Annotated in this window: 13 protein-coding genes and 1 riboswitch; of the genes, 6 read left to right on the forward strand and 7 right to left on the reverse strand. The window is 46.4% G+C overall.

Features of this window, described 5'->3' with window-relative positions; genetic code table 11:
• Positions 1-181 precede the first annotated feature (181 nt).
• Entirely contained in the window at positions 182-703 is a 522-nt protein-coding gene (locus E4U82_RS07150; RefSeq protein WP_135109518.1) for an acyl-CoA thioesterase, read from the reverse strand.
• 181 nt (positions 704-884) lie between these two features.
• A complete protein-coding gene (gene cls / locus E4U82_RS07155; protein ID WP_135109519.1) occupies positions 885-2,327 on the reverse strand; it encodes a cardiolipin synthase in 1,443 nt (480 codons plus the stop codon).
• A 30-nt stretch (positions 2,328-2,357) separates the two neighbouring features.
• On the opposite strand from cls, the gene E4U82_RS07160 reads away from it, so the two are divergent.
• Positions 2,358-2,627 (forward strand): hypothetical protein, encoded by a 270-nt coding sequence (locus E4U82_RS07160; RefSeq protein WP_135109520.1) that lies wholly within the window; start codon positions 2,358-2,360, stop codon positions 2,625-2,627.
• A gap of 89 nt (positions 2,628-2,716) precedes the next feature.
• Here E4U82_RS07160 and E4U82_RS07165 read toward each other — a convergent pair whose 3' ends face one another.
• Together E4U82_RS07165 and megL are read right to left on the reverse strand one after the other, a co-directional pair.
• Positions 2,717-2,920, reverse strand: coding sequence for a hypothetical protein (locus tag E4U82_RS07165; RefSeq protein ID WP_135109521.1), 204 nt, complete (start codon positions 2,918-2,920; stop codon positions 2,717-2,719).
• A complete protein-coding gene (gene megL, locus E4U82_RS07170; RefSeq protein ID WP_425339508.1) occupies positions 2,884-4,065 on the reverse strand; it encodes a methionine gamma-lyase in 1,182 nt (393 codons plus the stop codon). The genes E4U82_RS07165 and megL overlap by 37 nt, the downstream gene beginning before the upstream one ends.
• Positions 4,066-4,466: 401 nt before the next feature.
• Between megL and rarD the strand changes: the two genes are divergently transcribed.
• The 4 genes from rarD (at position 4,467) to E4U82_RS07190 (ending at position 9,177) form a co-directional block, all read left to right on the forward strand.
• Positions 4,467-5,381 carry an EamA family transporter RarD gene (gene rarD / locus E4U82_RS07175; RefSeq protein ID WP_135109523.1) on the forward strand — a complete coding sequence of 305 codons (915 nt, stop codon included), beginning with the start codon at positions 4,467-4,469 and terminating at the stop codon, positions 5,379-5,381.
• Positions 5,382-5,431: 50 nt separating this feature from the next.
• Positions 5,432-5,548: riboswitch (SAM riboswitch) on the forward strand.
• 117 nt (positions 5,549-5,665) lie between these two features.
• Positions 5,666-7,426, forward strand: a complete 1,761-nt coding sequence (locus tag E4U82_RS07180; protein WP_135109524.1) for a PLP-dependent aspartate aminotransferase family protein — start codon at positions 5,666-5,668, stop codon at positions 7,424-7,426.
• A 212-nt stretch (positions 7,427-7,638) separates the two neighbouring features.
• Complete coding sequence (locus tag E4U82_RS07185; RefSeq protein WP_135109525.1) at positions 7,639-8,541, forward strand: SGNH/GDSL hydrolase family protein; 903 nt, start codon at positions 7,639-7,641, stop codon at positions 8,539-8,541.
• A gap of 12 nt (positions 8,542-8,553) precedes the next feature.
• Positions 8,554-9,177: a YpmS family protein gene (locus tag E4U82_RS07190; protein WP_135109526.1), complete on the forward strand. Its 624-nt coding sequence runs from the start codon at positions 8,554-8,556 to the stop codon at positions 9,175-9,177.
• A gap of 52 nt (positions 9,178-9,229) precedes the next feature.
• Here the strand turns inward: E4U82_RS07190 and E4U82_RS07195 are convergent, their stop codons facing one another.
• Together E4U82_RS07195 and E4U82_RS07200 are read right to left on the reverse strand one after the other, a co-directional pair.
• On the reverse strand, positions 9,230-10,216 hold the full coding sequence (locus E4U82_RS07195) for a helix-turn-helix transcriptional regulator (RefSeq protein WP_135109527.1): 987 nt from the start codon (positions 10,214-10,216) through the stop codon (positions 9,230-9,232).
• 23 nt (positions 10,217-10,239) lie between these two features.
• Positions 10,240-10,854, reverse strand: coding sequence for a hypothetical protein (locus E4U82_RS07200; RefSeq protein ID WP_135109528.1), 615 nt, complete (start codon positions 10,852-10,854; stop codon positions 10,240-10,242).
• A gap of 217 nt (positions 10,855-11,071) precedes the next feature.
• Between E4U82_RS07200 and E4U82_RS07205 the strand changes: the two genes are divergently transcribed.
• The gene (locus E4U82_RS07205; protein WP_135109529.1) at positions 11,072-12,694 is read left to right on the forward strand and encodes an ABC-F family ATP-binding cassette domain-containing protein; all 1,623 of its coding nucleotides are present in this window, start codon (positions 11,072-11,074) and stop codon (positions 12,692-12,694) included.
• A gap of 212 nt (positions 12,695-12,906) precedes the next feature.
• Here the strand turns inward: E4U82_RS07205 and E4U82_RS07210 are convergent, their stop codons facing one another.
• Positions 12,907-13,839 (reverse strand): L-threonine 3-dehydrogenase, encoded by a 933-nt coding sequence (locus E4U82_RS07210; RefSeq protein ID WP_135109530.1) that lies wholly within the window; start codon positions 13,837-13,839, stop codon positions 12,907-12,909.
• Positions 13,840-13,869: the final 30 nt, after the last annotated feature.

Here is a 13,869-nt window from a genome sequence, read left to right on the forward strand (position 1 = left end):
ATGCCTCTGTTATGGTGACTTTCGGCGGAAAAATCAATCCTCATGTAATCACCTCAAGAAGTATCATACCTTTATCGTAAGCATTTTCCAGCACTAATGCAAGATGGAAAATTCATTTAATCTTCATTTCGTCTCACAGGCAGCTTCAACAGCCCCCGCTCAGACCTGAGGGGCATGTCCCTTAATGCGTACCATTCCAAGGATAATCGGTGCCAAACGTTGCAGCCATCTCTTTGGAATGTCCCCGTCGTTTTTTTCGCTGGGTTGCCCGTTCAGGCGCTGATTCGTGCAATTGCTTCTCCTGATCCGACACAGGATACACCTGCGGAACAGAGGTCGGCTTCCCCTCCTCATCAAGCGCAACAAAGGTTGAAAAAGCTGTCGCGCATATCTTGCGTTCGCCGGTCAACAGGTTCTCGGTCACAGCTTTGACGAAGACTTCCATGGAGGTATGATGAGCCCACGTGACAAACGCCTCAACGCAGATGGAGTCACCTTCTTTGACAGGCTCCAGAAAATCAACCGAATCCGTTGAAGCCGTTACCACCGGCTTTCTGGCATGTCTCACAGCCGCAATAGCCGCAACATCATCAATATGTGCCATCAGCTTGCCCCCGAACAGCGTCCCGTGATTATTGGTATCCGGCGGCAGCACATGGGAGGTTTTAACTACCAGCGAATTTCTGCAAGGTTTCATATCCATATTAGTTCCTCCATTTCATGGTTATACTGGCATTTTCCCCATTATACTCTGTTTTACCCTTTATAGAGGTTATTCAAAAAGTCCGGTAAAAAACGCCTTGAACGTTGACGCGCTAGCGCAGGCGTTGGGGGTGGTGGACCGCCCAATCCTTTTCATGCTCCTTTTTAAACACGAAACAAACTTATAAGATCGGCGAAATCAGTCGTGAAATCGACTCTTTAAAACGCACACCTATCGAACGTTCCCGATATAACTTTTGGGTCATTTGGGTGGAATGGGCAATATCATTTTTAAACGCATCCAATAGCCTTTCCGATAATCTCTGGTTATACATAAATGCATTCACTTCAAAGTTCAGACGAAAACTGCGTACATCAATATTGGCTGTGCCGACTGAAACAATTTTTCCATCGACGATAATGGTTTTCGCATGCAGAAAGCCACGCTGATAAATATAAACCTGTGCCCCTGCTTTCAGCAAATCACCGATATAGGATAACGTTGCCCAGTAGACAAATGGGTGATCTGGCTTATTGGGAATCATAACTTTCACATCGATGCCTGATAACGCAGCAATCCGCAGTGCATCCTGCAGACTGTCGTCCGGGATGAAATAAGGTGTCTGGATGTACACATATTCCTTTGCCGACATGATCATCTTAATATAGCCATTCTTAATCTGCTCCCAGTCGGAATCCGGGCCGCTTGATACAATTTGCACACCGACATCGCCGCATTTCTCATAGGCGTAATACCGTTCATGATACACGATATCGTTCCGTGATGCCTGATTCCAGTCGAGAATAAACCTGGTTTGCATATGGGCCACTGCATCACCGCAAATACGCAAGTGGGTATCACGCCAATACCCAAGCTTTTTATTATAGCCAAGATATTCATCACCTATATTAAAACCGCCGATATAGCCGGTTTTACCGTCAATGATGGCTAACTTCCGATGGTTGCGGTAATTAATCTTGAAATTGACTTTCGGAATCTTTGGTGGAAAAAATGATTCAATTTCAACACCCGCTTTCCGCAGACGATGGAGAAACTTTCTACTAATTTTCCTTGATCCCATATCATCAAATAAAACCCGCACCTCTACACCTTGCCCGGCTTTTCGAATTAAAACGTCTGCCATTCGTTCACCCAGCCGGTCATGGCGGAGGATGTAATATAATAAATGAATATGATCTAACGCTTCTTCCATATCCCGTAAGAGCGCCGTAAACTTTTCCCGCCCGTCTGTGAAAATGTCCACACTGTTGTCCTGCGTCAAAATAGCGTCATCATTGCGCAGATGCAAATAATACAGATCTTTATATTCGGCCAAATCCTTATTTTTATAATGGAATGTATCGTCTTCCAGCGCCCGTAATTGTTCCTGTACAGCAAATTTAACACCCAATTTGGATTTCGTATCCCAGGTAAAAATGTGCTGTCCGCTAATCCGCCTCCCGAAAATTAAGTACAAAATAAACCCAGCCACAGGCAAGAAAAGCAATACCATCAGCCAGGCCCATGTTGCAGAGGCATCTTTCCGCTCCAGAAAAATGATGGTAAATGCCAGCGCAATATTAAATAAAAGAATGAATCCCAAAAGTATTGACCAGAAGCTCACGAACAAAACATCTCCTTACAAGAACATGCCATGTCACTTATCATAGCATACTTTGTTCCTTTGTGCGTTAATTCGTTTTTAGATTGGTTTGCAGAATCAAGCCGGGCATTTGCCTATCAAACGTATGAAAAAGATGGCAGCATCCTGAACCGCATTGATTCGCTTACATTGCAGGATAACACATGGAAGGAGCAGGATGTGCTCTATACAACGTTTCGGCTGCTTCCAATGGCCATTTGGGCGTTTAGAAGCGCTCTATACGACGTTTCAGCTGCTTTCAATGGCTATTCGGGCGTTTAGAAGCGCTCTATACGACGTTTCAGCTGCTTCCAATGGCCATTCGGGCGTTTAGAAGCACTTCCTGTCTGGAAATCGGGAACGGTATTGCATTAACCAAGTGCCCGTTTTCGGAAAAAAGTAAACACACCTGTTCTGGAGAGGAGACAGGTGTGTTGATATTTCATGATGCCAATTAGGGCGGTGTTATCCAGACGGGCAGGCCGGTCAATGCCAAAACAACTGCCGGTAGCCTTAGCTGCATGATCAGCGGCCATGATTAAAGCTGGTCGAGCGCCTGCTCCAAGTCTTGCCAAATATCCTCCCATTCCTCCAGCCCGACCGACAGACGGATGAGCTGATCGGTTATCCCCATCTCCAGCCGGGATGCTTCTGGAACGACCGCATGTGTCATCGTTGCCGGATGCTGAATTAATGTCTCAGCGTCACCCAGGCTGACAGCAATTTTAATGAGCCTGAGATGGTTCAGCATTTTTTGGGCATCCTTTTTTGTTCCGTTTATCTCAAAGGACAGAAGACCACCACCGCGCTTCATTTGCTTTTGACGGATATGATAATCCGGGTGATTACTATCATTCGGGTAAAGAACGCGGGATACGTTCGGATGCTTGCGCAATTGATCGTAAACTTTTTCAGCGTTATCACAGTGACGATCCACTCGCAGCGGCAGTGTTTTCAAACCTCTGATCAGAAGCCACGCATCGAGCGGTGACATGATGCCGCCCATATCTTTCAGCGTCGTCATTTGTACCTCATCCAAAAAATCCTTTTTCCCGACAGCAACCCCGGCAATCACATCCCCGTGTCCGCCAATATATTTGGTCGCACTGTGCACGACGACATCACAGCCGAGTTCTAGTGGACGTTGCAGGTATGGCGAAGCAAACGTGTTATCGACCACGACCGGGATGTCATGTTCATGGGCGACTTCCGCTACCATTTTCAGGTCAATCAGCTTCATTGTCGGGTTGATTGGCGTTTCAACATAAATACATGTAGTTTCCGGTCTGATGAGGGCTCGCACAGACGCTTTTGTTTCCATCGTGGAAAAATCATGATCAATATTGTACTTGTCTTGCATCATATTGATTAAACCGAATGTACAACCATATAAACCTGAGGAACATACGATATGATCGTTTGCTTTCGTCAACGCAACCAGAATAGCTGAAACGGCCGCCATCCCGGATGCAAAGGCAAGCCCCCGCTCACCTTTTTCCAGCGCAGCCATTTTTTCCTCCAGAACCGTGACGGTTGGGTTGCCAAGTCTCGAATACATATAGCCGTTTTCCTCACCGGCAAAACGGCGTTCCCCCTGCTCTGCGGTTTCAAATGTAAACGTGGATGTCTGAAAAAGCGGCGTGGCAAGACTTCCAAGCAGATCTGCCGGATCATAGCCATCATGAATAGCCGAGGTCTCAAACCGTGTATGAGTTTTCATCAGGCTTCATCCCCCTTCTGGATTTTTCACTTATTGCCAATGTTTTTATAAAACTCATATACTACTATCTTATTGCATTTCCCTCACTTTTGAAAGCGTTTTCTATTGAAACTGCTGTGCAGACTGATTGCTTTTTTGTACGTCACATTCTAAACTTGTTTTATTTACACGAGTGGACTATCAATTGGATTTTTACCCCAGGATCAGCATCGATTAAGAATTCAGGACCGGTTATTCAACAGAATTGGCACGCTTTTCTGATTCAATTGTCAGATGCCAAGGTGCGTCAACATTGGATGCTGAATTGTGACAACTTAACCCAAACCCATTGTTCGATCGATTTTACCTGTACTGATAACACACTTGGTCAAAAACCAACAACTGCAAAAGGGAGACTTTTTATGAATCAGGAATACAAAACAGGAATTTTATACGCAGCTGCGGCTTACTTGTTGTGGGGGTTTTTGCCCATTTACTGGAAGTTTCTTAAAGACACGCCACCCGGTGAAATACTTGCACATCGCATTCTTTGGTCGTTCATCTTTATGATCATTATCGTTGTGGCTGTGCGAAAATGGCAGCCGTTTATTGAAGAATGCAAACGAATACTCAAAAACAGGAAGCAATTGATCGGTATAACGCTTGCTTCCATCGTTATCAGCCTAAACTGGCTCACCTTCATTTGGGCTGTCAATCATGACCATGTTATCCAGTCAAGCCTTGGCTATTATATTAATCCGCTTGTTAGTATTCTGCTGGGCATGATCGTGTTAAAGGAAACATTAACCAAACAGCAGCTATTTTCTTTCATTCTGGCTGCTGTCGGCGTCGTCAATCTTACCATCAGTTACGGCGTTTTCCCATGGATCTCACTGGCGCTGGCATTTACCTTTGCCATCTACGGCCTTTTGAAAAAAACTGTGAGCATCAGTCCCATGTTCGGCTTGACTATTGAAACGATGATTGTCACACCCATTGCCCTGATTTATCTGTTTGTCATTCCGGACAGCTCCATCAAAACAGAGGTCATGTTCACCGCATCCGGACCATTACTGGTTGGAGCCGGAGTTGCGACGGCTATCCCACTACTGCTCTTTGCAACCGGGGCTAAGCAGATTCCATTATCAATGGTGGGATTCTTGCAATATATCGCCCCGACCATCATGCTGATTCTTGGTGTGTTTGTCTATGGCGAGACGTTCTCTGCAGCACATCTGCTGTCATTTGGACTGATTTGGATGGCACTTATTATTTACATGACTTCTGCCAACCAAAAGCCAAGACGCCGTCGGGGAAAAAGTCAAAAAACATCTTGACGTACGGACTAAAACGTGTATAATGTTCATTAAATTAATAACAATTGCAACTCTTATCAAGAGCGGTGGAGGGATTAGGCCCTGTGAAGCCCGGCAACCATTGAGGCAGTTCAACTTGCCTTGAAAGGTGCTAAATCCTACAGATCAGGTAGTCTGGAAGATAAGAGGAGGACCGGTTACATAAACAACCCTCTTCTCTTATGAAGAGGGTTTTTATTTTCACCCTTCTCCAGGGCGCTTCGACTCAGAATTCTATCATTCATTTCTTAAAGGAGGAATTTTTCATGACTGATTTTTATTTGCCAAGTCAGGAAACACAATTGCTTCACGGAGGCCAGGAACCGGATCCGACAACAGGATCACGTGCTGTGCCAATCTATCAGACGACTTCCTACGTGTTCCGGGATACCGAACACGCTCAGAATCTGTTCGGGCTGACGGAGCCGGGTAATATTTACTCTCGCATCATGAACCCGACCCTTGATGCCTTTGAGCAACGTATGGCCCTGCTCGAGGATGGTGTTGCAGCTGTTGCCACTGCATCCGGCATGTCGGCCATCACCTTATCCATTTTAAATATTGCCGCGAGCGGCGACGAAATTATTGCCGATAGCAACCTGTACGGCGGCACTTACAACTTATTCGCCAACACGTTGCCTCGATACGGGATTGATGTCAAACTTGTCGACGGTACCGACCTTGAACGTGTCGAAAATGCCATTACGGATAAAACGAAAGCGATATTCGGTGAAGTCATCACCAATCCAAGCTTGAATGTGTTGGATCTGGAGGCACTTGCCGGGATTGCCCATGACCATGATATCCCGCTCATCATTGACAATACGTTTGCAACACCTTATGGCACCAAACCATTAGCCTGGGGAGCTGATATTGTTGTCCACTCAGCCACCAAATGGATCGGTGGCCACGGTACAGCCATTGCAGGCGTCGTTATTGACGGCGGACGCTTCAACTGGGGCAATGGCAAATTCCCAGGGTTTAGCGAACCGGATGAAAGCTATAATGGCCTCAAGTATGTTGATGTGGGACCAGCCGCTTTTGCCACCAAGTTGCGCGTTCAGCTCCTCCGTGATATCGGTGCCTGCTTGAGCCCGCAAAATGCGTTCCTGCTGCTACAAGGACTGGAAACATTACACTTAAGGGTTGAACGCCATAACCAGAACGCTGAAGTGGTCGCAAATTATCTGGAAAACCATCCAGCCGTCGATTGGGTGAACTACCCAGGCTTAAAAGACCACCCTTCCCACGAACTGGCTAATAAATATCTGCAAAGCGGTTACGGCTCCATCATCACATTCGGCATTAAAGGCGGACGTGAAGCGGGACGGCAATTAATTGATAGTATTAGCCTTTGGTCACACGTTGCCAACGTTGGGGATGCGAAGTCACTGATCATTCATCCGGCATCCACCACCCACCAACAGCTGGGGGCCGAAGATCTGAAAAAGAGTGGTGTCACCGAAGAATTGGTCCGGCTGTCCATCGGGCTGGAGTCAACCAAGGACACGCTAGCTGACCTGGACCAGGCCATAGCCAAAGCAACCGGAGAAGCGCCAACGATTGTGCCGACCGAGTACGATGCCATCAATTGGCTGCTCGCTTCGCCATTCGACAGGAAAAATGGCGGTATACGTCAAAAAGCCATCGCCGTGTTTGGATTGGATTCACCGGACAGTCAAATTTATCAAAGTGCTAAAAACTTGCAGAAACTGGGATTTCAAATTGTTCCAATCGGTTCATCTGACCGTGAGATTTTAAACAGCCCGTCGTTTGCTCAATTAACCAGCGTTCCATTGACTATTGATGCCATTTTGACGTATGACAGTATACTGCCTGCGGGAATAACTGAGCAGTTAAACGAAACTGGCACGCGTATAGTATGGGCGGAGAATCCCGAGGAAGCCGACCCAGCACTGCAACACGCACAGGGCGCTGGAATCACGGTTATTTCCGGAAAAGATGCGTATGAGGAAGCTGACCGGATCCGAAGAAATGGCAGCCGTAAGGAATTGGCACATTCATGATCATACATTGACCGCGATAAACGGCTATCGAAAAATTCGTCTTCATTTGAAGGCGAATTTTTCACGTTTAAATATGACGTTTAATGGGGATGAGCCAAGCATCAACATGATATAATGAATATACAGGAAAAGCTTGCACTTGAAGCTAAGCTACTTTATTTATATGATAACTCCTGTCGGCACCATAAGAAAACGACAATAGGTGTGAGAATATGAAGAAACGATACATGCTCATCTTTTTGGGCATACTGCTGATAGGCATAACCATCTTTTTTATTTTCGAACAGCCGGAAAGCCCCTTTGAGAATGCAATCAACAGCACGACAAAGCAAGAGGGAGCGGAGCCTGAAGACACCACCATTGAACAGCAAGACCCCCCTCAGGAGGAAGACCCGTCTTCACCGGAGGCAACCGGAGAATCCGCACTACAACTGCAGGAAATGTTCAATGAAGCTGTCCAGCGAACGGCTGACTTTTTTAACAATCGGGAATCAAACATTACAGCACTTGGCGATTCACTAACCCAGGGAGTCGGGGACCATGTTGTGAAGGGCGGTTATGTTGGCATTTTGGATCAAACGATCAACAAAAACCGGCAGCTGGTGTCATTTGATAATTACGGTAAGCGCGGCCATCGCTCCGCTCAGCTTCTGAAGCGACTCGATAACCCGGAAGTGGCACAGTCCATCGAAAAAGCCGACATGATCCTGATAACGATTGGGGCGAATGATATTATGCAGGTTGTGAAAGAAAACTTTACCAGCCTGAAGATGAACGATTTCACACCGGCAGAAAAAACGTACGAAGATCAGTTAAGGCAAATTTTCGATAAACTAAACGATTTGAATCATAATGCGGATATTTATTTGGTAGGAATCTATAATCCTTTTATTCATTATTTCCCGGACATAAAGGAACTGAGTAAAATTGTAGCGGACTGGAATGAAACGAGCCGGGGTGTGACCCAGCAGTATGATAACGCAACATTTATACCGACAGCGGATCTGTTCGCAGACGGAGAAGAGGAATTATTTGCGGAGGATCATTTTCATCCGAGCCATCGGGGATATCAGCTGTTTGCCAGACGAGTGTTGGATTATTTAACAGATCAGTAGGGGGCAAATGCGATGCCGAGACATAAAATAAAACGAAATAAATGGAAGCGCCTGTTTATCTTCCTCCTCGGTATGAATGTGCTGACCGTCGTATGCATCCTGGCGCTGATCTTCTGGCCGGTATCCGAAACAGAGACGCCTGCACCAACAGAAGAGAATACACAGCGCAGTTCGGAGTTTACGGTCCGGACTACGAAACAAAACGTCAATGAACTGGTCAATGCCTATATTGATAAATTTGCGGCGGGAAGTGACCATCAGTACAGTGTTTCGTTGGATGAGGATGTCAAATTGATCGGGGAACTTCCTGTTTTTTCATCAACGGTGCCGGTATCCGTTCATTTGGAGCCGCTCGTGCAGGAAAACGGGGATGTCGTCCTGAAACAGGAATCCATTTCAATCGGGCAGCTGGCATTGCCGAACAAAAAGATTATGGAATACTTAAAACAATACCTGCCCATGCCGGAATGGGTAACGGTTGACCCGGCAAATGAGGAAATTTATGTAGCCGTCACCGATATGAATATCCGAAGCAACTTCCACGTCAGTGTCAAAAGCTTTGACCTGGAAGCGAACAATCTGTCATTTAATATTGAAGTCCCCTATGAAACATTGGGGATTGAGCTGAGAGACTAAAAGGAAGCAGACTGACTGTACTGATTCCTTTTAGTTTTGAAAACAGTCTGGCCTAATCGTGTGCATACACGTCGTTCATCTGCCGGATTTGCTCTCTAATCCGCTCCACCAGATGCTCCGGTGAGAGTACTTTCGCACGGTTCCCCCATGTCAGAATCCAGTTGATCAGCCCGTCTGACAGCTTTGCTTTCGTTGATAAGACAAAGTGCGCATCGTCCAGCGCCCGGATATCCGCATCCTGTCCAAACCGGTCCAGCACGACATTCACCAGACTATTGTGGAAACGAATTTTAATCCGCATTTCTTCACCGGCAAACATATGGAAACTTTGATTGACATACTCCTGCAAATTGAAGTCTTTCTTTTTGAACGTTTCCTCACTCACAGCAATATCACGGATCCGGTCAAGCCGGTAGTGCCGTATTTCATTCGTATCCTGAAACACGCCAATCAGATAGTAGTAATCATTTTGCCAGATCAGTGCATAGGGTTCCACATGGTAGCGGCTGCCGTCCCGGTGGTAGACAAATTCCTTTTTTACATTAAATTTGCCGTACTGATATGTCAGGACTTTTCCATCTGAAATGGCCCGATGCACACTGTCGATGTTAAGCTTCACGCGTTCATAGTCGATATTGGCAGACTGGCTGAATACAATAGGCTCCGGCAAGGTTTTGGCGATATGGTGGCTCGTCAGATTTTTGACCTTTTTAATCAGCTTTTCTTTTTCATTCGTGGTGATAAAACGTGCGGATAAAATCGCGTCGATAATCAGCCGCAGCTGGTAGGTTTCAAACAGCCGTGCCTGATGGCTGTACAATGTTTTGCCATAGCGCCCCTGGTTGTTGACTATTTCAAAATCCATATCATCAAGTGTCTGCAGGTCCCGCTTGACCGTCCGTTTATCAAATCTCACATCGCCGGCTGCTAAGCGAAGTTTTTCAATTAATTCATTGATTCCGATATCATGATACTCGTCCGTTTCGTTAAATAAGATTTCCTTTAATTGCAACAGGCGGTAATTGCTCCCCCGTTCCATAAAAACCCCCCTTGGCTTTCAGTTCATCTGATGACTAGCCTTTTCACTTTTTCAGTCAGTATATAGACGAATGACCCCTTTGCCCCTTTTGCCGTTGTTCGCTGTTCTTCTCTTGCCGGTTGGTAGTCTTCCAGTCGTCCCTGATAGACGAGTTCCATGCCTTTATGATTGCGGATATCGGCAGGTGTTACGAAACAGACTGGTTTATAAAAGCGGATGGACTTGACATCGCTGAGGACGGTGGCGACAAACTGCGAACAAAATAACGCATCATCACGGTTCAATTCAACCTGAAGCAGGACACCGAACAATCCGAGAAAATTATATTTATAGTTCCGTTTCCGTAGTTCGATTTCCGCAATCCGTTCCTTCACCCGGGCACATTCTTCTTCTGTCAGTTTGAATGTGTAAATGGCACAGTCGGAACTACGAAGAAAATCGCTCCGGATATCTTCTTTGACAAAACCGCCGATAAACGGATTACGCGGCCGCTTCCGGCCAAAACTGCAAACTTCCTTCAGTTCCGGATCAAATCCAATCGAAACATGGTTTAACGGCTGTTTAGTCACAAAGTTAATCAGACGGCTCAAGTATGTACCCGTATCGGTAAAAAGAAAATAGGCGGTCTTCCCTTCCATAATCCTCCCCCTCTGTCATGGCGCCGGCGTTTGTTATGGTCCCCATCATGCTGCACCGCTGAATGAAGTTTCTTTTATTGTTGCATAAATGACTTAAAAAAAATAGTCCTTTTTGAATTTTACCAAATGATTGCCGCCACTGAACCCATTTACGTTGACGAAAAGGTTCAAATCCCTTAAGCTAACGGTGATTCTATTAATTGGAGGACGTTAATGAATGATAACGGTTAATAATGTGAGTTTACGATATGCTGATAAAAAATTATTCGAAGATGTGAACCTCAAATTCACGCCTGGCAATTGTTACGGCGTCATTGGTGCAAATGGTGCCGGCAAATCCACCTTTCTAAAAATCCTGTCAGGTGATGTCGAACCACAGTCCGGCACAATTGCCACATCCCCTGGTGAACGGATGGCTGTATTGAAGCAGGAGCATTTTGCCTTTGAAGATTATAACGTGTTGGAAACCGTCCTGATGGGTCATGAACGTTTATATGCTGTCAAACAGGAAAAAGACGCGATTTATATGAAGCCTGATTTTTCCGAAGAAGATGGCATGCGCGCTGCTGAACTCGAAGGTGAATTTGCTGAAATGAACGGCTGGGAGGCGGAGTCCGACGCAGCCGTTCTACTGAAGGGACTCGGTATTGGCGAATCCCTCCATTCAGCAAAAATGGCGGAATTGCCCGAAGACCAGAAAGTCAAAGTATTGCTTGCACAAGCACTTTTTGGAAACCCGGATATTTTGCTTCTGGACGAACCGACTAATGGTTTGGACATTCACGCCATTCAGTGGCTGGAAGAGTTTCTGATCAATTTTGAAAACACCGTGATCGTTGTTTCTCATGACCGCCACTTTTTAAATAAGGTATGCACACACATTGCCGATGTTGACTACGGCAAAATTGAAATTTATGTCGGTAACTATGACTTCTGGTATGAATCCAGCCAACTGGCAAAGAAAATGGCGCAGGAAGAAAATAAAAAGAAAGAAGAAAAAATTAAGGATCTGAAATCATTCATCGAGCGGTTCAGTGCAAACGCGTCGAAATCCAAGCAGGCCACTTCCCGAAAAAAACTGCTCGACAGCATCACACTGGATGACATCAAACCGTCATCGCGGAAATATCCGTATATTGCCTTTACACCGGACCGGGAAATCGGCAATGACCTGCTGTTTGTGGAAGGGCTGACCAAAACCATCAACGGCGAAAAAGTGCTGGACAATGTCAGCTTCACCATAAACAAGGATGATAAAGTTGCCTTTGTCGGTAAAAGTGAGCTGGCCAAGACGACCTTGTTTGAGATTCTGATGGGCAATATGGAACCGGACGCTGGCACCTATAAGTGGGGTGTCACGACATCGCAATCGTATTTCCCGCGGGATAATGCAGCCTATTTTGACGGGAATGATCTCCCACTCGTTGACTGGCTCCGGCAATATTCACCCGAGGATGAAACAGAAACGTTCCTGCGCGGATTCCTGGGGAGAATGCTGTTCTCAGGCGATCAAGCACTGAAAAAAGCAAACGTCCTGTCCGGTGGCGAACGCGTCCGCTGCATGCTGTCAAAAATGATGCTCTCCGGCGCCAACGTGCTGATCCTGGATGAACCGACCAATCACCTTGATTTGGAATCGATCACATCGCTGAACAATGGACTCAAGCGGTTTAAGGGATCGGTGTTATTCACCTCCCACGACCACGAATTCATCCAGACGATTGCCAACCGGCTGATCGAAATCACACCGCAGGGAATTGTCGATAAAGAAATGAGCTATGATGATTATATTGCGGATAAAAAACTGCAGGAGAAAGTTGAGGCGATGTATGCGGGATAAAGCTAATCGATCGGGTGTATAACTCGATCGATTTTTTGTTGATTCGATTGATTTTTCAGCTGACTGGACCGCAATTGGGTGCAGCTCGCTCGACTTGTGGTGTAGCTCGCTCGATTTCGGGCCGGTGCGGTGTAGCATTTATCTCTTCGGCAATCTATCCAAGGAGATTCCAATGAAATGAGAGGGGGCTGATTAACTTAACCCCCTCCGTGTTATTCCACCCGAAGCTTCCCGAGCATATCCGCCGTCATGCGGTCAATATCATATGCCGCTTCGAAGCCCCATTCTGCTTCCGCTACTGATGAATCGAGGTTATCCGGCCAGCTTTCGGCGATTTGCTGTCGGACGGGGTCAACGTCATAATTCAGCTCAAACGCCGGAATATGTTTGCGAATGGCACGCGCAAAGTCCTCCGGTGCCACCGATATGGCTGAAATATTATACGCGTTGCGGTGCACCAGCCTGCCGGGGTCGGCCTCCATCAGTTTGATAATCGCATTCAGGGCGTCCGGCATGTACATCATGTCCATATATGTCCCTTCAGCAATGTATGACGTATATTGTTTAGCCCTCACCGCCTCATAAAATATCTCCACAGCATAATCAGTCGTCCCCCCGCCCGGTGGTGTCAGATAGGAAATCAGGCCAGGATAGCGGACGCCCCGCGTATCCACGCCATAACGGCTGTAATAATAATCACACAGTAATTCGCCGGCCACTTTATTAACGCCATACATCGTAGTCGGGCGCATAATCGTTTCCTGTGGCGTTTTCTTTTTTGGTGTTGTCGGCCCGAATGCTCCAATCGAACTCGGGGTAAAAAACTGCAAGTCAAGCTCCCTGGCTGTTTCAAGAGCATTCATCAGTCCACCCATGTTCAAGTTCCACGCCAGTTGTGGGGCAGACTCCGCCTTGGCCGATAACAAAGCAGCCAGGTGCATGATGGTATCCACTTGATGCTTTTTAGCTGTCTCGTATATGGCTTTTCCATCGGTCACATCGACGATTTCAAATGGTCCTTCCACTTCTTCTTTTTTCCAGAGATCAGACCCAATAACGTTAGAAGTCCCGTAAGTCTCCCGTAGCTTTCTGACCAGCTCTGAGCCGATTTGTCCCATTGCACCTGTCACCAGAATTTTTTTCATCGTCCATTCCCCCAGCAAATCCATCCATTA

Origin of the sequence: Lentibacillus salicampi, from assembly GCF_004565465.1 — a bacterium.
Lineage (GTDB): Bacteria > Bacillota > Bacilli > Bacillales > Amphibacillaceae > Lentibacillus > Lentibacillus salicampi.

Excerpts from the sequence above, each read along its gene's own strand:
- E4U82_RS07150 (WP_135109518.1), bottom strand. The coding sequence starts at position 703 with ATGGATATGAAACCTTGCAGAAATTCGCTGGTAGTTAAAACCTCCCAT.
- E4U82_RS07160 (WP_135109520.1), top strand. The coding sequence starts at position 2,358 with ATGTCACTTATCATAGCATACTTTGTTCCTTTGTGCGTTAATTCGTTT.
- megL (WP_425339508.1), bottom strand. The coding sequence starts at position 4,065 with ATGAAAACTCATACACGGTTTGAGACCTCGGCTATTCATGATGGCTAT.
- rarD (WP_135109523.1), top strand. The coding sequence starts at position 4,467 with ATGAATCAGGAATACAAAACAGGAATTTTATACGCAGCTGCGGCTTAC.
- E4U82_RS07180 (WP_135109524.1), top strand. The coding sequence starts at position 5,666 with ATGACTGATTTTTATTTGCCAAGTCAGGAAACACAATTGCTTCACGGA.
- E4U82_RS07185 (WP_135109525.1), top strand. The coding sequence starts at position 7,639 with ATGAAGAAACGATACATGCTCATCTTTTTGGGCATACTGCTGATAGGC.
- E4U82_RS07190 (WP_135109526.1), top strand. The coding sequence starts at position 8,554 with ATGCCGAGACATAAAATAAAACGAAATAAATGGAAGCGCCTGTTTATC.
- E4U82_RS07195 (WP_135109527.1), bottom strand. The coding sequence starts at position 10,216 with ATGGAACGGGGGAGCAATTACCGCCTGTTGCAATTAAAGGAAATCTTA.
- E4U82_RS07200 (WP_135109528.1), bottom strand. The coding sequence starts at position 10,854 with ATGGAAGGGAAGACCGCCTATTTTCTTTTTACCGATACGGGTACATAC.
- E4U82_RS07205 (WP_135109529.1), top strand. The coding sequence starts at position 11,072 with ATGATAACGGTTAATAATGTGAGTTTACGATATGCTGATAAAAAATTA.
- E4U82_RS07210 (WP_135109530.1), bottom strand. The coding sequence starts at position 13,839 with ATGAAAAAAATTCTGGTGACAGGTGCAATGGGACAAATCGGCTCAGAG.